Source organism: Nonomuraea longispora (assembly GCF_004348345.1).
Taxonomy (GTDB): domain Bacteria; phylum Actinomycetota; class Actinomycetes; order Streptosporangiales; family Streptosporangiaceae; genus Nonomuraea; species Nonomuraea longispora.
In genome coordinates, this window is sequence record NZ_SMJZ01000173.1 from 1 (window position 1) to 19,602 (window position 19,602).

The 19,602-nt window shown below is 71.5% G+C and carries 22 protein-coding genes and 1 tRNA gene; 16 read left to right on the forward strand and 7 right to left on the reverse strand.

Annotated elements, in window-relative coordinates; genetic code table 11:
* Positions 1–82 precede the first annotated feature (82 nt).
* Positions 83–159: transfer RNA gene (locus tag E1267_RS33225), tRNA-Pro, on the reverse strand.
* A 95-nt stretch (positions 160–254) separates the two neighbouring features.
* On the opposite strand from E1267_RS33225, the gene E1267_RS33230 reads away from it, so the two are divergent.
* The 4 genes from E1267_RS33230 (at position 255) to E1267_RS33245 (ending at position 2,197) form a co-directional block, all read left to right on the forward strand.
* Entirely contained in the window at positions 255–680 is a 426-nt protein-coding gene (locus tag E1267_RS33230; protein ID WP_132338493.1) for a helix-turn-helix domain-containing protein, read from the forward strand.
* Between the two features lie 69 nt (positions 681–749).
* Entirely contained in the window at positions 750–1,295 is a 546-nt protein-coding gene (locus E1267_RS33235) for a hypothetical protein (protein ID WP_132338495.1), read from the forward strand.
* 5 nt (positions 1,296–1,300) lie between these two features.
* Positions 1,301–1,996 carry a hypothetical protein gene (locus E1267_RS33240; RefSeq protein WP_132338497.1) on the forward strand — a complete coding sequence of 232 codons (696 nt, stop codon included), beginning with the start codon at positions 1,301–1,303 and terminating at the stop codon, positions 1,994–1,996.
* Between the two features lie 6 nt (positions 1,997–2,002).
* The gene (locus E1267_RS33245) at positions 2,003–2,197 is read left to right on the forward strand and encodes a hypothetical protein (protein ID WP_132338499.1); all 195 of its coding nucleotides are present in this window, start codon (positions 2,003–2,005) and stop codon (positions 2,195–2,197) included.
* Positions 2,198–2,319: 122 nt separating this feature from the next.
* Here E1267_RS33245 and E1267_RS33250 read toward each other — a convergent pair whose 3' ends face one another.
* Positions 2,320–2,676, reverse strand: a complete 357-nt coding sequence (locus E1267_RS33250) for an ATP-binding protein (protein WP_246064414.1) — start codon at positions 2,674–2,676, stop codon at positions 2,320–2,322.
* A 72-nt stretch (positions 2,677–2,748) separates the two neighbouring features.
* The gene (locus tag E1267_RS33255) at positions 2,749–3,519 is read right to left on the reverse strand and encodes a SigB/SigF/SigG family RNA polymerase sigma factor (protein ID WP_132338503.1); all 771 of its coding nucleotides are present in this window, start codon (positions 3,517–3,519) and stop codon (positions 2,749–2,751) included.
* 178 nt (positions 3,520–3,697) lie between these two features.
* On the opposite strand from E1267_RS33255, the gene E1267_RS33260 reads away from it, so the two are divergent.
* The gene (locus E1267_RS33260) at positions 3,698–4,054 is read left to right on the forward strand and encodes an STAS domain-containing protein (protein WP_132338533.1); all 357 of its coding nucleotides are present in this window, start codon (positions 3,698–3,700) and stop codon (positions 4,052–4,054) included.
* 2 nt (positions 4,055–4,056) lie between these two features.
* Here E1267_RS33260 and E1267_RS33265 read toward each other — a convergent pair whose 3' ends face one another.
* The gene (locus E1267_RS33265) at positions 4,057–4,773 is read right to left on the reverse strand and encodes an ANTAR domain-containing response regulator (protein WP_132338505.1); all 717 of its coding nucleotides are present in this window, start codon (positions 4,771–4,773) and stop codon (positions 4,057–4,059) included.
* A gap of 58 nt (positions 4,774–4,831) precedes the next feature.
* On the opposite strand from E1267_RS33265, the gene E1267_RS33270 reads away from it, so the two are divergent.
* The 3 genes from E1267_RS33270 (at position 4,832) to E1267_RS33280 (ending at position 8,765) form a co-directional block, all read left to right on the forward strand.
* Positions 4,832–6,667: a SpoIIE family protein phosphatase gene (locus tag E1267_RS33270; RefSeq protein ID WP_246064415.1), complete on the forward strand. Its 1,836-nt coding sequence runs from the start codon at positions 4,832–4,834 to the stop codon at positions 6,665–6,667.
* Positions 6,668–6,772: 105 nt separating this feature from the next.
* Positions 6,773–7,876 (forward strand): glycosyltransferase, encoded by a 1,104-nt coding sequence (locus E1267_RS33275; protein WP_132338507.1) that lies wholly within the window; start codon positions 6,773–6,775, stop codon positions 7,874–7,876.
* 169 nt (positions 7,877–8,045) lie between these two features.
* Positions 8,046–8,765: a glycoside hydrolase family 16 protein gene (locus tag E1267_RS33280; RefSeq protein WP_165959940.1), complete on the forward strand. Its 720-nt coding sequence runs from the start codon at positions 8,046–8,048 to the stop codon at positions 8,763–8,765.
* Here E1267_RS33280 and E1267_RS33285 read toward each other — a convergent pair.
* Positions 8,750–9,817: a PucR family transcriptional regulator gene (locus tag E1267_RS33285; RefSeq protein ID WP_132338511.1), complete on the reverse strand. Its 1,068-nt coding sequence runs from the start codon at positions 9,815–9,817 to the stop codon at positions 8,750–8,752. The genes E1267_RS33280 and E1267_RS33285 overlap by 16 nt on opposite strands.
* Before the next feature lie 76 nt (positions 9,818–9,893).
* Between E1267_RS33285 and E1267_RS33290 the strand changes: the two genes are divergently transcribed.
* The 5 genes from E1267_RS33290 (at position 9,894) to E1267_RS33310 (ending at position 15,382) form a co-directional block, all read left to right on the forward strand.
* A complete protein-coding gene (locus E1267_RS33290) occupies positions 9,894–10,811 on the forward strand; it encodes a proline dehydrogenase family protein (protein ID WP_132338513.1) in 918 nt (305 codons plus the stop codon).
* Between the two features lie 206 nt (positions 10,812–11,017).
* Positions 11,018–12,643 (forward strand): L-glutamate gamma-semialdehyde dehydrogenase, encoded by a 1,626-nt coding sequence (gene pruA, locus E1267_RS33295; RefSeq protein WP_132338515.1) that lies wholly within the window; start codon positions 11,018–11,020, stop codon positions 12,641–12,643.
* 125 nt (positions 12,644–12,768) lie between these two features.
* Positions 12,769–13,728: a GlxA family transcriptional regulator gene (locus E1267_RS33300; protein WP_132338517.1), complete on the forward strand. Its 960-nt coding sequence runs from the start codon at positions 12,769–12,771 to the stop codon at positions 13,726–13,728.
* A gap of 2 nt (positions 13,729–13,730) precedes the next feature.
* Positions 13,731–14,354 carry a DJ-1/PfpI family protein gene (locus tag E1267_RS33305; RefSeq protein WP_132338519.1) on the forward strand — a complete coding sequence of 208 codons (624 nt, stop codon included), beginning with the start codon at positions 13,731–13,733 and terminating at the stop codon, positions 14,352–14,354.
* A gap of 221 nt (positions 14,355–14,575) precedes the next feature.
* Positions 14,576–15,382, forward strand: a complete 807-nt coding sequence (locus E1267_RS33310; protein ID WP_132338522.1) for a serine/threonine-protein kinase — start codon at positions 14,576–14,578, stop codon at positions 15,380–15,382.
* A gap of 44 nt (positions 15,383–15,426) precedes the next feature.
* Here E1267_RS33310 and E1267_RS33315 read toward each other — a convergent pair whose 3' ends face one another.
* Entirely contained in the window at positions 15,427–16,173 is a 747-nt protein-coding gene (locus E1267_RS33315) for a lysophospholipid acyltransferase family protein (protein ID WP_132338524.1), read from the reverse strand.
* A gap of 106 nt (positions 16,174–16,279) precedes the next feature.
* Between E1267_RS33315 and dhaK the strand changes: the two genes are divergently transcribed.
* The 3 genes from dhaK (at position 16,280) to dhaM (ending at position 18,402) form a co-directional block, all read left to right on the forward strand.
* Complete coding sequence (gene dhaK / locus E1267_RS33320; RefSeq protein ID WP_132338526.1) at positions 16,280–17,254, forward strand: dihydroxyacetone kinase subunit DhaK; 975 nt, start codon at positions 16,280–16,282, stop codon at positions 17,252–17,254.
* Positions 17,255–17,321: 67 nt separating this feature from the next.
* Positions 17,322–17,939 (forward strand): dihydroxyacetone kinase subunit DhaL, encoded by a 618-nt coding sequence (gene dhaL, locus E1267_RS33325; protein ID WP_132338528.1) that lies wholly within the window; start codon positions 17,322–17,324, stop codon positions 17,937–17,939.
* 88 nt (positions 17,940–18,027) lie between these two features.
* On the forward strand, positions 18,028–18,402 hold the full coding sequence (gene dhaM, locus E1267_RS33330; protein WP_132338529.1) for a dihydroxyacetone kinase phosphoryl donor subunit DhaM: 375 nt from the start codon (positions 18,028–18,030) through the stop codon (positions 18,400–18,402).
* A gap of 23 nt (positions 18,403–18,425) precedes the next feature.
* Here dhaM and E1267_RS33335 read toward each other — a convergent pair.
* Positions 18,426–19,602, reverse strand: a 1,177-nt coding sequence (locus E1267_RS33335; protein ID WP_132338531.1) for a thiamine pyrophosphate-binding protein, incomplete at its 5' end; no start/stop codon positions are given.

The following is a 19,602-nucleotide window of genomic DNA, read 5'->3' on the forward strand; positions in this document are numbered from 1 at the left end:
TGATCTCTTCGCCCGTTAGTCACTCACCAATGCGAAAGGGTGCCACCCTGTTGAGTGACACCCTGCTCGACCAGCGAGAATCTGGTCGGGACGACAGGATTTGAACCTGCGACCCCTTGACCCCCAGTCAAGTGCGCTACCAAGCTGCGCTACGTCCCGGTTGTGTCGGCCGCCCCCTGCGGGGTGGGACGTCATAACTTTAGCGCACATCGAAGGTGCACGCGTACACGGAGAGCGGGAGCGGAGGAGGCCGGGTGGGGCGTAGGCCGACCATCGATCGGGGCGAGCTGGCCAGGCTGGTCGCCGAAGGGAGGAGCGTGCAGGAGCTGGCCGCTCACTTCGGGGTCAGCGTTTCCGGGGTGTTGCAGGCCAAGCGGGCCTCCGGGCTGGCCAAGCCGATGCTCGACCACAGCGCCGCCCTCCCGTGGAAGCTGGCCCGGGCGCACGCCCAGTCGGGACCCGCCACGAATCTGCGTAATCTGTCGGCCGCCGCCCAGGGGAAGCCGCCGGCGTCCGACCGGCTGAACACGGCGCTGCGGTGGGCTCAGCGGCTGGTGGACGAGGGGCTGGACGTGCGGTACGACCCTGATGAGGGGTTCAGCGAGGTCCCCGCTCCCCCAGTGGGCTCACATGTCGCAAAAGTGCTGGCCGCGGCGCGGAAGGCGCTCGATACCGGCTGAGGGCAAAAGTTTCGCCAGGGCTCTCCAGGGCAGTCGCCGGTCTCGACAAAGAGACCGGAGGCGAACATCATGACCACCTTCACCTGGGTGGCCGTCGCCATCATCGTGGTGGTGGCGCTCGCCGCACTTGCCTACGTCGTGCAGCAACAGAAGCGCCGTAACCACCTCCGTGATCGTTTCGGCCCCGAGTACGAGCGCACAGTCGCGGAACACGACAACCGCCGCGACGCCGAGCAGGAGCTGCTCGGGCGCGAGCAGCGCCATTCCGAGCTCGACATCCGTCCCCTGCCGGAGGAGTCGCGGGAGACGTACGCCAACCGCTGGACCGAGGTGCAGGAGCGCTTCGTGGACGCGCCCGGCTTCGCGGTGACCGAGGCGGACCAGCTGGTCACCGCGGTCATGGCGGAGCGAGGTTATCCGACCGAGAACTTCGAGCAGCGGCTGTCCGACCTGTCGGTGGGGCATGCCACGACCCTTGACCACTACAGGACGGCTCACGAGATCAGCGGGCGGGCGGCCAAGAAGGCGGCCTCCACCGAGGAGCTCCGGCAGGCCATGGTCCACTACCGGGCCCTGTTCGAGGAGCTGCTGCACGAGACCACGCGAGGACGGTGAGAGTGATGAAAGACAGCCGCGATGAGCTGAAGGTGCCGTCGCAACGCGCTGACGAGGTCCGTGGCGACGACCGTGACGCCGGGCGGGAAGCCGTGCGGGCCCGGCCGGGCGAGCACATCCCAGGCGGACCTGTCGCCGGTGACGACGCGGCGGGCATCGGCCGGCGGCCCGACGAGGAGTACCACACCGCTGTCCCCGGCGCCGTCACGACGCCCGAGCCGGATGAGGACGCCGCCTACCGGGACCCGTACGCGACGACCGGTGACGACCTGCCGCCCGGGCCGGAACCCGCCCCGCTGAACGCCGAGGCCGTGCCCGACGAGGTCCCCGCGCACGCGGCCCCCCAGGACGTCATCCTGTTCGACCAGGACCCCGCCCAGGTGCAGGCTCGCTGGCGCGACCTGCAGGCCTCGTTCGTCGACGACCCCGGCGAGGCCGTACGTCGCGCCGACGGTCTGCTCGGCGAGGTGGTGGAGGCGTTCACCAGCAGCCTCACGAGCCGGACGGACACCCTGCGGGATGGCTGGAAGGACGCCGGCGCGCACGACACCGAGCTGCTGCGGCTCGCGCTGCGCGACTACCGCAACGTCCTGGAACACCTGCTCGCCCTGTCCGGCGCCCCCGGTCAGGGCCGTGCCGAGGCGCACGACCCGGGCCACGTCCAGGGCCACGTCCAGGGCCACAGCCAGGGGATGAGGTGATCTGACATGCTCGCGATAGTCGCGGCGATCGTCTTCGGGCTGGGCTTACTGCTCGACCTGCTGGGGGTGGACATCCTCGGCGGGGTGTCGGCTATGACGTTCGTCCTGCTGGGGCTGACCCTGCTGGCTCTGCACCAGGCAGGAATCGGCACGGCGAGTGTACGCGGCTACGGCCGCTGGCGTGGCCGCGCCAGGCGTTGACGACCCGCGGTCCACGCGCCGCCGGCAGGGTAAGGCGGCGCGTGGCATCGCGCGTCGCATCGCGTCGGGTACGTATCGTCTGCCCGCGGCATCGCGTCGCCGCAGGGTACGCGTCGCCTGGATCACGCCTTGCCGGGGAAGCGCATGGTGACGGTGCTGCCGGTGTCGCCGGCGTGCACGGTCAGCTCCGAGGCGAGCAGGCGGGCCACCCAGAGCCCCATGCCGCCCACCGCCCCCGGCAGCGGCCCGGGTTTCCAGGTGCCGTTGTCGTGTACCTCGACGACCAGGTCGCCGCCCGCGGGCCACATGCGCAGGACGGCCTGGTCGCCGCCGTGGGTGACGGCGTTGGTGGCGACCTCGTTGATCGCGATGACGAAGTCGGCGACGCCGTCCTCGGCCATGCCCGCCTCGCGGGCCTCGTCCTCGGCGTACTGCCGGACCCTCGGCAGGTCCGGCAGCCGGAAAAGTAGTCGTTTCACGGGCACACCGGGAGGCGGGCCCGTGTGGCCCGGCTGGGGCTCCACGTCCTCGTTCACCCGGAGACCGCCTGTTCAGCCGACGAGTTCGGCGCGTAGCTGATCGAGGACTTTGCGCAGGATGCGCGACACGTGCATCTGGGAGATCCCGAACTCGGCGGCGATCTCGGCCTGCGTCATGTTGCCGAAGAAGCGCAACAGCAGGATGTGCTTCTCCCGGGAGGGCAGGGCGTCGATGAGCGGCTTGACGGCCTCCCTGTCGACCATGGTGCTCAGCGTGTCGTCGTCCTCGGGGATGACGTCGCCGAGCGAGGCCGCATCGTCGTCGGTGCCGAGCGGGGCGTCGAGCGACAGGGTGCTGTAGGCGGCGGAGGCGTCGAGCGTGAGCAGGACGTCCTCTTCGGTGATGTTCATCTTCGCTGCCAGCTCCGCCACGGTGGGCGACCTGCCGAGGTCCTGGCTGAGGTCGGCGACGAGCCTGTTGAGCTCGGAGCGGCGTTCCTGGTAGAGGCGGGGCACCCGGATGGCCCAGGTGCGGTCGCGGAAGTGCCGTTTGACCTCACCGGTCATCGTCACGACCGCGTAGCCCCTGAACGCGTGTCCGAGGCTGGGGTCGAATCCGTTGACGGCTTTCATCAGGCCAACATATGCGGCCTGGAGAAGGTCCTCCAGCGGTTCGCCACGGTAACGGTATCGCCTGGCGATCTCCATGGCGAGCGGACGGTGCATTTCGACGATGCGTTCGCGCAGCCGCTCGCGGTGGGTGCCGGAGGTGCTCTCCTTGACCATCTCGGCCAGGAGCTCTTCCGCGCTCATCTCCTCGAGGATGTACTCCTGCACAGCCATGGCTGCTCCTCGTCTGGCTCGCAGGCGGGCCTCCCCCGAGCCAGAAAAAGCCCAGGCAGAGGCGCGCCTCGCTCAACTCTCGAGACGGAAGCCCTCTGCTGGACCTCGCCAGAAGTGTCCCCCGAGCCACCGGAAGTATTCCTCCCTCGCGTGGTGACAGTAGGGTTGCTCCGTGACAATGCCGGAAAACGGCGACGGGCCCGTGGCGGCCCTGAGCCTGACGTCGTCGACCGTCGACTCGGTCACCGTGGTGCGGGTCGACGGCGTGCTGGACGCCACGACGCGTGAGCAGTTCGCCGACTACCTGTCGTTGGCGGGCGCCGACCTGATCCTCGACCTGGCCGGAGTGACGTTCATGGACTCGCGTGCGCTCGGTCTGATCGTGCACCACTGGCAGACGAGTCTGGCCTCGGGCACGAAGTTCGCGCTGATCGGGGTGGAATACTCCAAGTCGAGGGTGATGTGGATCACCGGGCTCGCCCAGCGCCTGCCGATCTACGACTCGCTCGACGACGCCCTGGCCGCCATCGGGTGAGCTCAGCCCTTCGACTTGCGCTGGTGCTCCTCGACCAGGAGCCGCGCGAGGTCGGCCACCTTGACCTGGTGGTGCTGGGAGATCCTGCGCAGTTCCTCGAAGGCGGCCTCTGCCGTGCATCCGCTGGTCTGCATGATGATGCCCTTGGCCTGGTCGATCACCGACCGGCCGGCGAGAGCCTCCTGGAGCTGGGCGGCGTCCGTACGCACCTCGTCGAAGTCCGACAGGTTGGCCATGGCCACCCCGAGTTGTTCGGTGAGCATGTCGGAGAGCGAGTGGGCGCCCTGGGGCGAGAAGGCGCCGGGGCGCACTGAGTAGAGGCCGACGACCAGCACGGCGGGCGTCACGTCGATGGGCACGGCCAGCACGGAGCGCACGCCCCAGCGGGTGGCCAGGGCGTCGTAGCGGGGCCAACGGGTCTCGGTGAGCACGTCGGTGACGGTGGCGCGCCCGCCGCTCTGCCGGGCCTCGGTGGACGGCCCCTCCCCCAGTTCGTGCTCGCCTTCGACGAGCATGATGAGCTCGCTGTGGGAGCCGGAGACAAGGACGCGGTTTTCTCGCCAGTGCTCGGCGGAGGCTCCGGAGCAGCCGGGCACTCCTGCGGTGAGCGCGGTCGTCAGGCCGCGCAGCACGCTCTCCGTCGAGGTGTCCTCCCCTAGGCGGCCCAGTGCGGCCAGGTCACGGGCGAGTCCGGGGGTGAGCATCGCGGTGGATTCCATAGCAACAAGCCTCTACCCCTTATGGCTAGCATTATCCCGAGTGGCGTAGCGTCAGACCATGACCATGCCGGACTTCGAACACGCGCTGGACGCGCTGGCAGGGCGCGTCTCATCGTTGCGTGCGGCGAGGGCCGCCTATCCCGCGGATCTCGCGCCCACGCTGGACGCCGCGCTCGCGGAGCTCGACACCGCGGCCGAGCTGCTGGCCGAGGCCAGGGAGCAGTTGCGCAAGTCCCCGAAGCGGGCGGGCGCGAAGAGGGACGGCGGAGCGCAGCGCGAGCTGAAGCTGCTGCGCCAGGTGTTCAGGGCCTTCCCCGTGCCCGTCATCGTGCTCGACGGTGGCGGCGTGGTGCGGCGGATCAACCCGGAGACGTCGCGGATGCTCGGCAGCCCCGACGGCTACCTGGTGGGCCGGTCGTTCCCGCTGCTGGTGGACGTGTCGCGGCGGGCGGCGTTCCGGTCGCACCTGACGTCGGCGCTGCAGACCGGGCAGCCGTCGGCGTTCGAGACTCGGCTGGCGCACCAGGGGCGCACCCACACCGTGCAGCTGGCGATGACCAGGCTGACCATGCCGGGCGAGCCGCAGCAGATGGTGGCGGCGATCGTGCTGCCGATCGAGGTGCAGGTGGCGGAGCCGGGCGCGCGCCGGCCCGAGCAGTCCGACGGCGCGCTGCTGCTGGCGGCGGCCAAGCGGCAGGACCTGCTGGTCAAGATGGCCACGTTGCTGCTCGACGAGGAGGCGCTGCGGCGTCCGGTCGCGCTGCCGCGGGCGACGCGGCTGCTGGCGGCCGAGTGGGCCGACTGGGTGATCGCCGATGTGGTGCGCGACGGTGTGCCGCGCCGTTCGGCCGTGATGGCGCCGAAGGACCAGCCGCTCGGCGAGCTGGCCCGCCAGGTGGAGTCGGCCGATCCGGCGACCAGCCACGTGGTGCTGCAGGTTCTCGACCGGGGCTCGGGCGTGGTGCACGAGATGGTGGAGGACGAGACGCTGCTCGGCTTCTGCGCCGACGGCCCGGTGCTGACGGCGATGGGCGCTAGTTCGCTGCTGAGCGTGCCGATCGGCTCCGGCGACGGCGTGCTGACGCTGGTGCGTACGAACGGGAGGCAGCCGTTCGCGCTGGCCGACCTGGCCGTCATGCAGGAGGTGGGGCTGCAGCTGGGCCTGGCGGTGCGCGCGCAGAGCAGCTTCCAGAGCCGCTCGCGTGCGGCCGACGCGTTGTCGGCCAGCGTCGCGCCGCGCAACCTGCCCGACATCCCCGGCTACGAGGCGGCGGCCGTCTACCACCCGGGGTCGTCGGTGGGCGCGGAGTTCTACGACGTGTTCCCGGTCGCCGGCGGGTGGGGTTTCGCGCTGGGCGGCGCGGCCGGCAAGGGTGAGGAGGCCGCGTCGGTCACCGCCATGGTGCGGGGCGGCCTGCGGGCGTTGAGCGTCTGGGAGTCCGACCCCGATCTGGTGATGCGGAGGGTCAACGAGGCCCTGGTCGCCCAGGGCTCCGGCCTGTTCGTGATGGCCGTGGCGGGGTTCGTGCAGGGCCGTACGATCCGGTTGTCGTCGGCGGGGCACCATCCGGCGGCGCGGGTCCGCAACGACGGCACCGTACGCTTCGTCGCGGGCGGCGGTGTGCCGCTGGGCATCGCGCGCGAGGCGGAGACGCAGGTCGAGACGTTGACGGTGCCTGTCGGGGAGACGCTGGTGCTCTATTCGGAGGGCCTGGTCTCCTCCAGGAACGCCCGGGGCGAGCCGTACGGCGACGAGCGGCTGGCCGATGTGCTCGGCCGCTGCGCGGGCCAGTCGCCGTCCACCGTGGTCAAGGCGGTGGAGGCGGACCGGCACGCGTTCTCCGAGGGCCAGGTGTGGGACGAGATCGTGGTTCTCGCACTCCGAGGTGTCTGATCTGTAGGGGTTTGCGTTCTCGCGAAACCTGGGTATGGTCGGGTTCAGAACGACGTGCCTAAGACGCAGGCACACCTTTGAAGCTTTTTCACGCTGGGGTGTGCCATGAATATCGCGATCGTCGCTTCGTCCAACGGAAACCAGCGCCACCGCATCCTGTCGGTCGCACGTGAGCTGGGGCGCGAACACCACGTCACGATCTATTCCCGCCGTGACAACGCCGAGGGCAAGCCCAGGACGCGGGTGGCCCCGGGGGTCATGCTGGAGCACATCGACGTGGGCCCGCCCCGCGGTCTTTCCGCCAATGACGTGGTTCCCTACCTCAACGACGTCGGCGCGCAACTGATGAAGCGCTGGCACCAGGACAGGCCCGACATCATCCACGCCCATTCGTGGACCAGCGGCCTGGCCGCCGTGGCGGGCGCCAAGGGGCTCGACGTGCCGGTCACGCAGACGTTCCACACGGTCGACACCGCGCACCAGAAGCTGGAGCGGGCGCTGGGCCGCCGGGCCAACGCGGTCATCGCGGGCTCGGGCGACGAGGAGTCGGCGCTGATCCGCCTCGGAGTGCCGCGCCACAACATCGCCATCGTCCCCTACGGCGTCGACACCGAACGTTTCCAGCGCCGCGGCGCGATCGCCACGAAGGGCTCACGCAAGCGCCTGCTGCACGTCGGTCCCCTGTCGATCGAGCGCGGCGCGCACACCATCGTGCGGGCGCTGCAGGGACTCGGCGACGTCGAATTGGTCATCGCCGGCGGCCCCGGCCCGGACGAGCTGGACGACGACCAGGACGCGCGGAGCCTGCGGACCCTGGCCGAGCAGCTGGGCGTGGGCGACCGGGTCACCCTGCTCGGCCAGGTGAAGCGGACCTCCGTACCGAAGCTGATGCGCAGCGCGGACGCCGTGGTGTCGGTGCCGCGCGAGGCCGTCACGGGGATCGTCGCCCTGGAGGCGATGGCCTGCGGCGTGCCGGTGATCGCCTCCGCCGTCGGCGCGCATCTGGACTCCATCGTGGACGGCGTCACCGGCCTGCTGGTGCCGCCGGACCAGCCGGCGCGCACCGCGCGCCTGGCGCGCGAGCTGCTGTGGGACCCGACGTTGCGGACCGCGCTCGGCTACGCGGGCGCCGACCGGGCGCGCTCGCGCTACTCCTGGGAGCGGGTCAGCCAGGAGCTCGTACGCGTCTACGAGGCGGCCTGCGCCTGACGTTCCCCATCCCATCCGATGGCCCGGCAGGCGGCGTGAGACGCCTGCCGGCACCATGTCGGAAGCATGTCGGAAGCATGATGTCCCGACGCGCGCAGTCATGTGACGAAACTGACTGATGTGACAGAAGGGGTGTTATCGGAGTGAGATCTTTGCTTCGATGGAGCGCATGTCCAAACGCAGTCCGATCTTGGCGGCCGCGGCGCTGGCATGCGTCGCCGCCCTCCCCCAGACCGCGCAGGCACAGACGACGGACTGGGGTGACCCGGTCCTCGTGGAGAACTTCAACGGCTCGTCGATCAACACCAAGAAGTGGATGATCTACCACTCCCCCCAGGCCGAGCGGAACCCCCGCACCGGCAAGGCCGCGTCCGTCTCGGACGGCGTGCTGCGCCTCAAAGGCGGCATGTACGGCGGCAAGGACCTGTCGGGCGGCGTGGCCACCCGGCTCGCGCAGGAGTACGGCCGGTGGGAGGTCAGGTTCAAGGCCGAGGCGGGCGCCGGGTACACGCCGGTGGCGCTGTTGTGGCCGACGCGGCAGAGCGAGGGGAACGGCTACGCCGAGGTCGACTTCGCCGAGATCGTCGACCCGAAGCGGCAGGGCGGCGGCATCTTCGTGCACGACGGGCACAGCCGGGCGCGCAAGACGCTCAAGGCCGACTTCACCACGTGGCACACGGTGGCGGTCGACTGGCTGCCCGGCCGGCTGACGGTCTGGCTGGACGGCGAGAGGTACTGGGACTACCGCGGCCCGCACGTGCCCAGCGGCCGCCGCATGGGCCTGGCCCTGCAGAACGACGTGGTGTGCGAGCCCCGCTGCCGCGACTCCTCCACGCCCCGCACCGTCTCGATGTACGTCGACTGGGTGAAGGTCTACCGGGCGTCCTGACCGCGCAGCCTGGCGGCCTTGAGACCGAGGTGCACGGCCAGGCGGTCGTCGCCGTCCGACAGGTCCTTGTGGATGAGGCGCTCGGCCTTGCCCAGCCGGTAGTAGAGCGTCTGGCGGTGGATGCCGAGCTCGGCGGCGGACTTCTGGGCGTGGCCGCCGCGGTCGAGGTAGACCTCGACCGTGTGGGCCAGCTCGCCTTCGAGCCCGGCGGTCTCGGCCGCCAGCTCGCGCAGGTCGGACGGGCCGAGGCGGGCCAGCAGGCGGTGCACGCCGAGGTCCTCCCACCGGGCGAGCGGCGCGTGGCGGGGGAAGTACTCGGCGATGCGCAGGGCGTGGCGGGCCTCGCGCCAGCTCAGCCAGGCGTCGGCAGGGTCGCCGCGCGTGCCGCCGATGCCGGCCGCGGTGCCGTACGCGCTCTGGAGGGTCTGGGCGACCTCGGCCGCCAGATGCGCGGGGGCGAGCAGGGCGACCGGTGAGCCGGCGCGGGCGAGCACGCCGCGCGGCAGCGTCCAGAGGGCGGCCACGCGCTCGTGCGACTCGCGTACGGCGACGGCCGCGACCGGGCCGGGAACCTCGATGGCGGCCGCGGCGCGCTCCTCGGGGTCGGGCGAGAGCAGGCCGTGCAGCCCGCGCCCGAGATCCTGCCGGCTCCTGGCCTCCTGGGCGAGCGCGGCGGCCGCCCTGGCGACGAGCGGCGCGACGGCGTGCAGGGTCGTGTCGTCCAGCTCGCCCGAGTCGAGCAGCCACAGGTAGCCGTAGGTGACCTCGCGGTGGCGCAGCGGCCAGCAGACCCTGGCCAGGACGTGCAGCTCGGCGTCGGCAGGGATCCGGACCGGGCCCTCGGCCCTGGCGATGCCGTAGCGCTCGAAGTAGTCGCGCACCTCCCCCGTAGCGCGCCTGCGCAGGATCGACTCCTGGCGGACCGTGTCGATGGCGCCGTGCTGCGCGCCGTAGGCCAGCAGCCGGAACGAGCGGTCCTCCAGCGTCGCGGACGCCCCCAGCCGGGCGGCGATCTCGTCGACGATCTCTTGCAGGTCTGCCGAGTTGTGCATGTGTATGACAGCCTGCCACATCCGGCGTTACGCGCGTCGATGGCCCCCTTTGAGCTGGGGTTTTTACACTGGAGACATGCTGGGTCAACTGCTGCTCGCCGCCTCGGGGAGCCGTGTCGTGCGCCGCGCCGTGTCGGGCTTCCCGCTCACCAGGAAGGTGGTCGACAGGTTCGTCGCCGGGGAGAGCGTCGAGGAGGCCCGCGACACGGTCGAACGCCTGCGCGACACCGGGCTCGCCGTGACCGTCGACCATCTCGGCGAGGAGACGCGCGACGCGCGGGCCGCGGCCGCCACCACGGACGCCTACGTCACGCTGCTGCGCGCGATCAGGCCGCTGGAGCTCGGCGCCAGGGGCGAGGTGTCGGTGAAGTTGTCGGCGCTCGGCCAGCGGATCGACGAGGCCATGGCGCTGGAGCACGCCCGCGAGGTCTGCGCCGCCGCCGCGGTCGCCGGCTCGGCCGTGACGCTCGACATGGAGGACCACACCACCGTCGACTCGACCCTGGCCGTCCTGCGCAAGCTGCGCGAGGACCATCCTTCGACGGGCGTGGCGATCCAGGCCTACCTGTTCCGCAGCGAACAGGACTGCCGCGACCTGTCCTCGGAGGGCTCCCGGGTGCGCCTGGTCAAGGGCGCCTACCGTGAGCCCGCCTCGGTCGCCCACCAGGGGCGGACCGCCGTGGACAAAGCGTACGTACGATGCCTGCGCGTCCTCATGGCGGGGAAGGGTTACCCCATGGTGGCGACGCACGACGATCGCATGATCGCGATCACGGAACTGCTCGCCGACCGGTTCGGGCGGACGATCGGCGACCACGAGTTCCAGATGCTCTACGGGATCAGGACCGACCTGCAGGAGGCCCTGGCGGGGGCGGGCCACGCGGTCCGCGTCTACGTTCCCTACGGCGACGACTGGTACGGCTATTTCATGCGCCGTCTCGCGGAGCGCCCGGCCAACGTCGCCTTCTTCCTTCGTGCCCTTGGGGGTAGGTAAGTGGCTCCTCCGCTCCAGGAAGGGAGTGGCTTCTCGTCCCGCTCGTTCGGGAGAAGCCCTGACCGATGCCCGGAAGCACAAGCTCAATCTCACCTGGAGGTGGCGACAGTGTCTGAGACGCTGCCACTGCACGCTCGGGCCTTGGAGGCCTTCCCGCTCGCGGTCACCTCATCGTCCGAAGACGACGTTCGCATCAGGAGGCTGTGATGGATGCCATCAGTAACGTGCCGGAACCCGCCAACGAGCGGGTGTACGGCTACGCGCCCGGCAGCGCCGAGCGGACCACGCTGGAGGACCGCATCAAGGAACTGGCCGGGTCCCAGACCGACCTGACCATGACCATCGGAGGCGAGCAGCGCCTCGGCGGCGGCGCCCCCATCGACGTGGTGCAGCCGCACAACCACGCCCACGTCCTGGGCCGTACCAACGAAGCTACGGTCCAGGACGTGCGGGACGCCGTCGACAGCGCGCTGCGGGCGGCGCCCGCCTGGCAGGCGCTGCCGTTCGACGAGCGGGCCGCGATCTTCCTGAAGGCCGCCGACCTGCTGGCGGGGCCGTGGCGGGCCACCATCAACGGGGCGACCGTTCTGGGCCAGTCGAAGTCGGTGCAGCAGGCGGAGATCGACGCCGCCTGCGAGCTGATCGACTTCCTGCGGTTCAACGTGCACTACGCGCGTCAGCTCTACGCCCAGCAGCCGAACTCGTCGCCCGGTGTGTGGAACCGGATGGAGTACCGTCCGCTCGAAGGGTTCGTGCTGGCGATCACTCCGTTCAACTTCACCGCCATCGCCGGGAACCTGCCGACCTCGGCCGCGCTGATGGGCAACGTCGTCGTCTGGAAGCCGTCGCCGACGCAGCAGCTCGCCGCGCACTTCACGATGCGGGTGCTGGAGGCCGCAGGGCTCCCGCCGGGCGTGATCAACCTCGTCACCGGCAACGGGCAGGCCGTCTCCGAGGTGGCGCTCGCGCACCCGGCGCTGGCCGGCATCCACTTCACCGGCTCGACCGGGACGTTCCAGCACCTGTGGCGCACGGTCGGGGCCAACATCGCCTCCTACCACGGCTATCCGCGCGTCGTCGGCGAGACCGGCGGCAAGGACTTCGTGCTCGCCCACCCGTCGGCCGACCCCGAGGTGCTGTCGACGGCGCTGATCAGGGGCGCCTTCGAGTATCAGGGGCAGAAGTGCTCGGCCGCCTCGCGGGCGTACGTGCCGCGTTCGATCTGGAACCGGATGCGCGACGACTTCGTCTCCGTGGCCGAGTCGCTGACCGTGGGCGACGTGGCGGGCGACCTGTCGACGTTCATGGGCGCGGTCATCGACGGGCGGGCCTTCGCCAAGAACAAGGAGGCCATCGACCGGGCGCGGTCGTCCTCGGCCATCGACGTGCTCACCGGCTCGTACGACGACTCGGTCGGCTACTTCGTGAAGCCGACCGTCATGGAGTGCGCCGACCCGGCTGACGAGATCTTCTTCAAGGAGTATTTCGGGCCGATCCTCGGCGTGCACGTCTACGACGACGGCGACTTCGACACGGTGCTCGACCAGATGGAGGGCATCGCCCCGTACGCGCTGACCGGGGCGGTCATCGCGCAGGACCGCTACGTCATCAAGGCGGCCACCGACCGGCTGCGCTTCGCGGCGGGCAACTTCTACATCAACGACAAGCCGACCGGCTCCGTCGTCGGCCAGCAGCCGTTCGGCGGCGCCCGCGCCTCGGGCACCAACGACAAGGCGGGCTCGATCTTCAACCTGATCCGCTGGGTGAACGCCCGTGTGATCAAGGAGAGCTTCGTCTCGCCGACCGACCACCGTTACCCGCACATGGGCTGACCGCCCCCGAACGCCCCGAACGCCCCCGGACACCGCGTGTGCCGGGGGCGTTCGGCGTACCGGATGGCGTGATCTGCAATAGATGCGTCGTTGACGCCATCATCGCGCGCCACCAGCATGAAGGCATGCAGCGACGTGTCCTGGTGGTCGTCTTCCCCGGCTTCCAGTTGCTCGACATGGCCGGGCCCGCCGACGTCTTCGGCACCGCCGCCCTGGTCACGTCCGGCGGCTACCGGGTCGAGGTGGCGGCCGTGGGCGGGGGCGCCGTCCCGGCCGGCAACGGGGTCACCGTCATGGCCGCGCCGCTCGGGGAGGTCGAGGGGCCGGTCGACACGCTGCTGGTGGCGGGCGGGTGGTCCGTGCAGGAGCAGATCGCGGAGGGCGAGCTGGTCGCGGAGGTCGCCCGGCTGGCCGGCTCCGCGCGGCGGGTCGCCTCCGTCTGCAACGGCGCGTTCGTCCTGGCCGAGGCCGGGCTGCTGGACCGCCGGCGGGCCACCACGCACTGGCTCGTCGCGGACGCGCTCGCGGCTCGCTACGGGCACGTCGAGGTGGACCCCGACCCGCTCTACATCGAGGACGGCCACGTCTGGACGTCCGCGGGCGTCCTGTCCGGCGTGGACCTCGCGCTGGCGCTGCTGGCCAGGGACCACGGCCACGCGCTCGCCCGCGACGTCGCCCGCGGGCTCGTGGTCTACCTGCACCGGCCGGGCGGGCAGAGCCAGTTCAGCACGCCGATGCGGGCCATGACGCCGCGCAGCGAGCCGATCAGGGAGCTGCAGTCCTACATCGACGCCAACCCCGCGGCCGACCTCAGCGTGGCCGCGCTCGCCGCGCGCGCCGGCATGAGCGAGCGCCACTTCTCACGGGTCTTCACCGAGCAGACGGGCCTGTCGCCCGGCCGGTACGTCGAACGCAGCCGGGCCGACGCCGCCAGGCGGCTCCTGGAGGTCACCGGCCACCCGCTGGCCACGGTCGCCAGGGAGTCGGGGCTCGGGACGCCGGGGACGCTCTACCGCGTCTTCCGCCGCCACTGGCGGATCTCACCCGGCGACCACCGTCGCCGGTTCCAGTCGAAGGAGAGTTGACCATGCAGGTGGCCATCCCGCTCTACCCCCGCTACACCGCGCTGGACGCCGTGGGCCCCTACACCGTACTGGCCTTCGCGCCGGGGTGGACGGTCACGTTCGTCGCCGAGGAGGCCGGCCCCGTCACCGACGACCAGGGCACGCTCACGCTGACCGCCACGGCCTCCTACGCCGACATGCCGCGGCCCGACGTGATCGTCGTGCCCGGCGGCCTCGGCACCCTGGATGCCTTGTCGGACACCGCGCTGACGGGCTGGATCCGGCAGGCGCACGAGCACACCACGTGGACGACCTCGGTGTGCAGCGGCTCGCTCCTCCTGGGCGCCGCGGGGCTGCTGAAAGGGGTGCAGGCGACCACGCACTGGGCCCTCCTCGACCTCCTCAAGGAGGGGGGCGCCGTGGCGGTCAGCCAGCGCGTGGTCAAGGAAGGCAAGATCTGGACCGCCGCCGGCGTGTCCGCGGGCATCGACATGGCGCTGACGCTGCTGGCACAGGCCACGGACGAGGAGACCGCGCAGAGCGTGCAGCTCGCGATCGAGTACGACCCGCAGCCGCCCTTCACGGCCGGGTCCCCGGACAAGGCGCCGGAGGGGACGGCCGAGCGCGCACTCCGCCTCCTCATCTGACGGGCGCGCCGCGCCGGCGGCCTCGTCCGGCTGTGCGCCCCGGGGTGTGCGCAGCCGACGGGTGTCCGGCGGCGAGCGGGGGTGGTGCGGCGCGCTGTGTCGGATCGAATTTCTGGGCCTGTGACCAGCGCAGCCGCACATTCCGACATATCCAGAGCACGTTAGGCACCCTAAGTCCTGTGCTGAGGTGACATGATTATCCCCGAGCTTGAGGGGATGGTATGCGGGAGATCGGCGGACGGTACCTCCTGAACGAGGAGGCCGGTCGTGGGGGTATGGGCGTCGTCTGGCGCGCGTTCGATCAGCTCCTCCACCGTACGGTGGCGCTTAAGGAGCTGACCTTGGCCGGCGAGGCCGAGATGGTGCGCCGCCGGGTGCTGCGCGAGGCCAGGATGGCTGCCGGGCTGACGCACCCCAACATCGTCACGGTGCACGACCTGATCGAGGAGGGCGGCAAGCTCTGGATCGTGATGGAATATCTCGACGGGCTGTCGTTGCACCAGCTGCTCTCCCAGGTGGGCACGCTGCCCGCGCAGTCGGTGGCGGCCATCGGCCAGCACCTGCTCGCCGCGTTGCGCACCGCCCACCAGGCCGGCGTGCTGCACCGCGACGTCAAGCCGGCCAACGTGATGCTGACCGGTGACCGGGTGGTGCTGACCGACTTCGGCATAGCGACCGCCGAGGGCGACATCCGCATGACGACGTCGCGCAGGCTGCGCGGCACGCCCGCGTTCATGGCGCCCGAGCGGCTGCACGGGGGGCCGGCCAGCAAGGAGGCCGACATGTGGTCCTTCGGCGCGACCCTCTACAGCGCCGTCGAGGGCCAGCCTCCCTACCCGGGGCAGGACGCCGCGACCGTGCTCGGCATGGCCCGCAGCGGGCCCTATCCACCCCCGCGCCGGGCGGGCGTGATGCGCCCGCTGATCGAAGGGCTGCTCCACCACGATCCCGTGCGACGCTACACCCCGGAGCAGACGGCGGGTTTATTGGCGGGGATGCGCGCGAGCGCGTACCAGGCGGCCATCTGACACCCCCGCACCGAGCATCGGGCGGGGGTCACGCGCGTCGGCGGTCATTCCTGCTTGGCGCGGGCCTCCGCCTCGGCCGCGTCCATGGCCGCCGCCTCCTCCGGGGTCGGCGCGGTGCCGCCGAGATGGGCGGGCTGCCACCACACGCCCTGCGGCACGTCCGGATAGGTGCGTTGCGCCCGGTCGACCAGCTCCGACAACCGCGTGTGCAGGTCGATCACGTGGTCGTTGACGTTCTCGCCGCGCTTGGGGTGCATCGGCTCGCCCACCAGGATGGTGAGCGGCACGTGCCGCTGCAGGAGCTTCTTCGGCCGGCCCTTGGTCCACAACCGCTGGCTGCCCCACAGCGCCACGGGGATCACCGGCACGTTGGTCGCCTGGGCCATCCGGATCGCGCCGTTCTTGATCTCTTTGACGGTGAACGACCGGCTGATGGTGGCCTCCGCGAAGACGCCTACGACCTCGCCGGCCTTGAGCGTCCGCAGCGCCGTCGCGTACGAGCCCGCGCCCGCCCCCCGGTCGACCGGGATGTGGCGCATGCCCCGCATCAGCGGGCCGGAGATCCGGTTGTCGAAGACGTCCTGCTTGGCCATGAAGCGCACCAGCCGCTTCGACGGCAGCGCGGCGAACCCGGCGAAGATGAAGTCGAGGTAGCTGATGTGGTTGCTCACCAGCACGGCTCCACCCGTCCGCGGCACGTGCTCGGTGCCTTCCGTGTGGAATCGGATGTCGAGCACGCGAAAGAGGGTCCGCGCGGCGGCGATCACCGGCGGGTACACGATCTCAGCCATGAGCAGAAGGTAGCTGTTCAGGCGGGCATCACGGTAGTCGGGGCCGGAGCTCGCCGGCGGCGTGGTGAGGCTTGCGGGGTCGTGAAAGCGGGCAGAGGTACAAACCATGAAGAAGCTGTTGAATACGGCAGACTCCATGGTTGAGGACGCGCTGAAGGGCATGGCCGCGGCCCATCCCACGCTGCGGATCCGCGACCGGGTGGTCTACCGGGCCGACGGCCCGCGCCAGGGCAAGGTCGGCCTGGTGTCGGGCGGCGGCTCAGGACACGAACCGCTGCATGCCGGTTTCGTGGGGTACGGCATGCTCGACGCGGCCTGCCCGGGCGAGATCTTCACCTCGCCGGTGCCCGACCAGATCATCGAGGCGACCAGGGCCGTGGACGGCGGCGCCGGCGTGCTGCACATCGTCAAGAACTACACCGGCGACGTGCTCAACTTCGAGATGGCCGCCGAGCTGGCCGAGGACGTCGAAGTGGCGAGCGCGCTGGTCGACGACGACGTGGCCGTACAGGACTCGCTCTACACCGCGGGCCGCCGGGGCACCGGCGCGACCCTGTTCGTCGAGAAGATCGCGGGGGCGCTGGCCGAGGAGGGCGTGCCGCTGGCCGACGTGGCCGACGTCGCGCGCGCGGTGGACGAGCGCAGCAGGTCGTTCGGCATCGCGCTGACCTCGTGCACGACGCCGCACGCGGGCAAGCCGACGTTCGCCCTGCCGGAGACGGACGTCGAGCTCGGCATCGGCATCCACGGCGAGCCCGGCAGGGCCAGGGTGCCGATGGCGCCGGCGCGCGAGCTGGCGGCCACCGCCATGGACGCGGTCCACGGCGACCTGCCGCTGCAGGGCGACCTGCTCGTCATGGTGAACGGCATGGGCGGCACGCCCCTCATGGAGCTGTACGTCGTGTTCGCGGAGGTGGCGGCGTACGTCAAGGGCAAGGGGGCGCGGGTGTCGCGGTCGCTGGTCGGCAACTACGTGACGAGCCTCGACATGCAGGGCTTCTCCGTCACCGTCTGCCGACTCGACGACACGCTGACCCGCCTTTGGGACGCCCCCGTCGATACGCCCGGCCTGCGATGGTGACGTCTGTTGAAGGGAGGGAGCGCGGGCTGCCCGCGGGCCGAGGCCGGGCGGGCACCGCGCGGAACCTATGGACACCGACATGTTCGTGGCCTGGTTCGAGGAGGCCGCCCGGCTCGTGCACCGCGACCGCGAGCGCCTCACCCGGCTCGACGCGGCGATCGGCGACGCCGACCACGGCACCAACCTCGACCGCGGGCTCACCGAAGTGCACAAGGCGCTCACCGAATGGCCGCCCGAGTCGCCGGTGCAGGTGCTGACCTCGGCGGGCACGGCGCTGATCCGCCGCGTCGGCGGCGCTTCCGGGCCGCTGTACGGGTCGGTGTTCCGGCAGATGGGCAAGGTGCTGGAGTCGCCGGTGACGCTGGCCGGGTTCTCGGCGGCGTTCGAGGAGGGCGTCGTGGCGGTCGAGCGGCTGGGCAAGGCCGCGCCGGGTGACAAGACCATGGTGGACGCGCTGGCGCCGGCCTCGCGCGCCCTGGCGCTCGCCGTACGCGACGGGGTGGGGGTGCGTGAGGCGTTCGAGCAGGCGGCCCGGGCCGCCGCCGAAGGGGCCGAGGCCACGATCCCGATGCAGGCGCGCAAGGGCCGTGCCAGCTACCTGGGTGAGCGGAGCATCGGGCACGAGGATCCGGGGGCGGCGTCGGCGGCGCTGTTCATGGCGGCCCTGGCCACTGTCGCACCGTGACCGGATCCACGGGCGCGGCCAGGTCCGGGGACGCGGGCGGTGCCACGTCCGGGTGGTCGTGGGTGGGCGGAGCCGGGAAGGGGGCGTGATGGTGGGGCTGGTGCTCGTCTCGCACAGTGCCGGGCTGGCGGCGGAGGCCGTGGCGCTGGCCAAGGGGATCGCGGGCGCGCAGGTGCCCGTGGCGGCCGCCGGTGGCACGGAGGACGGCGGTCTCGGCACGAGCGTGGACCTCGTCGAGGAGGCCGTGCGCGCCGTCGATCAGGGCGACGGGGTGGTGCTCATCCCCGACCTGGGCAGCTCGGTGCTGACCGCCCGCCTGCTGGAGGAGGACGGCCGGATCGTGGTGGCGGACGTGCCGTTCGTGGAGGGCGCGATCGCGGCGGCGGTGGCGGCCGGCGCGGACGCGCCCCTGGCCGACGTGCTCGCCTCGGCCGAGGAGTCCCGTACGTTCCGCAAGCTCTGATCCGCGCTCCCGGCCCCCGGCGGTCAGTGGGATCTGAAGGCGCCTTCGAGCCACCAGGAGGCGTGCCCGCGGGTGACCTTGGCGTGCACCAGCAGCGGCCGTTCCCGGGGGCCGTCCAGCCAGGCGGCCACGCCCTCCAGGCCGGCCGGCTCGGTGACCGTGACGGCGTCGAGCCCGTGTCCCCTGGCGATGGCGGCGAAGTCGACCGGCGGGAAGGTGACGGTGCCGAGCGGGTGGCCGTGGGGGCCGAAGTGGTGTACCTCGGCGCCGTACGCCTCGTCGTCGTAGACCACGATCACCATGGGCAGGCCGAGCCGGACGACGGTTTCGAGGTCGGCGAGGCCCATGAGGGCGCCGCCGTCGCCGAGCGCCGCCACCGGCAGCCGGTCGGGCCGCGCCACGGCGGCGCCGATCGCGGTCGCGAGGCCCAGCCCGATCGACTGGAACGCCTGGGTGAAGCAGAACCCGAACTCGTCAGGGACATCCATCAGCATCGAGGGATATCCCATGAAATTTCCGGAATCAGGAGCGACGATCCGTTCGTGCGGCAGCAGGTCGTCCAGCCCGATGGTGAGCGTCCTCGGGTCGATCCGACCACCCCCGCTCTCGTCGTCGTACGGGACGTCCCGCCACCGCCCCTCGGCCCGGATGCGCCGCGCGATCCCGGCCGAGCGGTAACCGGCGGCCTCACCGACGCGGGCGGTCACGGACCTCGCCACGGCGGCCACGTCGCCGGCCACGCCGAGGTCGGCGTGCGCGTACGCAGTGAAGACGCCCGGGTCGAGGTCGACCTTCGCCACCTTCGTGCCCGGCGAGATGAGTTCGCCGTGGCCGGTGGTCCACATGTTGAGCGCGCATCCCCATCCGACGACGAGGTCGGCGCCTCTGATCAGCTCGGCGGCGAGCGGGGTGGCGAAACCGCCGCTCACGTCGAGGTCCCAGGGGCTGCCGCGGAACAGGCCCTTCGCCACCGCGGAGGTCGCGAGCAGCGCGCCCACCCGGCCGGCCAACTCTTCCAGTTCGCCGCGCGCGTGCCTTGCGCCGCGCCCGGCGATGAACACCGGCCGCCGGGCCCGGCCCAGCAGCCGGGCCAGCTCCTCGGACGCCTCACCGCCTGCCGCGCCCGCTCCCTTGCCGGCGGGCGCGAAGGCGGGCGCGGAGGCGGGCGCGGAGGCGGGCGCGGTGGGGCCGGTCGAGGGG

What these genes read in the sequence shown, in the direction of transcription:
- E1267_RS33255 (WP_132338503.1), bottom strand. Translation starts at nt 3,519, where the DNA reads ATGGCTGTGCAGGAGTACATCCTCGAGGAGATGAGCGCGGAAGAGCTC.
- E1267_RS33300 (WP_132338517.1), top strand. Translation starts at nt 12,769, where the DNA reads ATGCAGCGACGTGTCCTGGTGGTCGTCTTCCCCGGCTTCCAGTTGCTC.
- dhaK (WP_132338526.1), top strand. Translation starts at nt 16,280, where the DNA reads ATGAAGAAGCTGTTGAATACGGCAGACTCCATGGTTGAGGACGCGCTG.
- E1267_RS33235 (WP_132338495.1), top strand. Translation starts at nt 750, where the DNA reads ATGACCACCTTCACCTGGGTGGCCGTCGCCATCATCGTGGTGGTGGCG.
- dhaM (WP_132338529.1), top strand. Translation starts at nt 18,028, where the DNA reads ATGGTGGGGCTGGTGCTCGTCTCGCACAGTGCCGGGCTGGCGGCGGAG.
- E1267_RS33305 (WP_132338519.1), top strand. Translation starts at nt 13,731, where the DNA reads ATGCAGGTGGCCATCCCGCTCTACCCCCGCTACACCGCGCTGGACGCC.
- pruA (WP_132338515.1), top strand. Translation starts at nt 11,018, where the DNA reads ATGGATGCCATCAGTAACGTGCCGGAACCCGCCAACGAGCGGGTGTAC.
- E1267_RS33265 (WP_132338505.1), bottom strand. Translation starts at nt 4,773, where the DNA reads ATGGAATCCACCGCGATGCTCACCCCCGGACTCGCCCGTGACCTGGCC.
- E1267_RS33280 (WP_165959940.1), top strand. Translation starts at nt 8,046, where the DNA reads ATGTCCAAACGCAGTCCGATCTTGGCGGCCGCGGCGCTGGCATGCGTC.
- E1267_RS33275 (WP_132338507.1), top strand. Translation starts at nt 6,773, where the DNA reads ATGAATATCGCGATCGTCGCTTCGTCCAACGGAAACCAGCGCCACCGC.
- E1267_RS33260 (WP_132338533.1), top strand. Translation starts at nt 3,698, where the DNA reads ATGCCGGAAAACGGCGACGGGCCCGTGGCGGCCCTGAGCCTGACGTCG.
- E1267_RS33290 (WP_132338513.1), top strand. Translation starts at nt 9,894, where the DNA reads ATGCTGGGTCAACTGCTGCTCGCCGCCTCGGGGAGCCGTGTCGTGCGC.
- E1267_RS33310 (WP_132338522.1), top strand. Translation starts at nt 14,576, where the DNA reads ATGCGGGAGATCGGCGGACGGTACCTCCTGAACGAGGAGGCCGGTCGT.
- E1267_RS33270 (WP_246064415.1), top strand. Translation starts at nt 4,832, where the DNA reads ATGACCATGCCGGACTTCGAACACGCGCTGGACGCGCTGGCAGGGCGC.
- dhaL (WP_132338528.1), top strand. Translation starts at nt 17,322, where the DNA reads ATGGACACCGACATGTTCGTGGCCTGGTTCGAGGAGGCCGCCCGGCTC.
- E1267_RS33315 (WP_132338524.1), bottom strand. Translation starts at nt 16,173, where the DNA reads ATGGCTGAGATCGTGTACCCGCCGGTGATCGCCGCCGCGCGGACCCTC.
- E1267_RS33245 (WP_132338499.1), top strand. Translation starts at nt 2,003, where the DNA reads ATGCTCGCGATAGTCGCGGCGATCGTCTTCGGGCTGGGCTTACTGCTC.
- E1267_RS33285 (WP_132338511.1), bottom strand. Translation starts at nt 9,817, where the DNA reads ATGCACAACTCGGCAGACCTGCAAGAGATCGTCGACGAGATCGCCGCC.
- E1267_RS33240 (WP_132338497.1), top strand. Translation starts at nt 1,301, where the DNA reads ATGAAAGACAGCCGCGATGAGCTGAAGGTGCCGTCGCAACGCGCTGAC.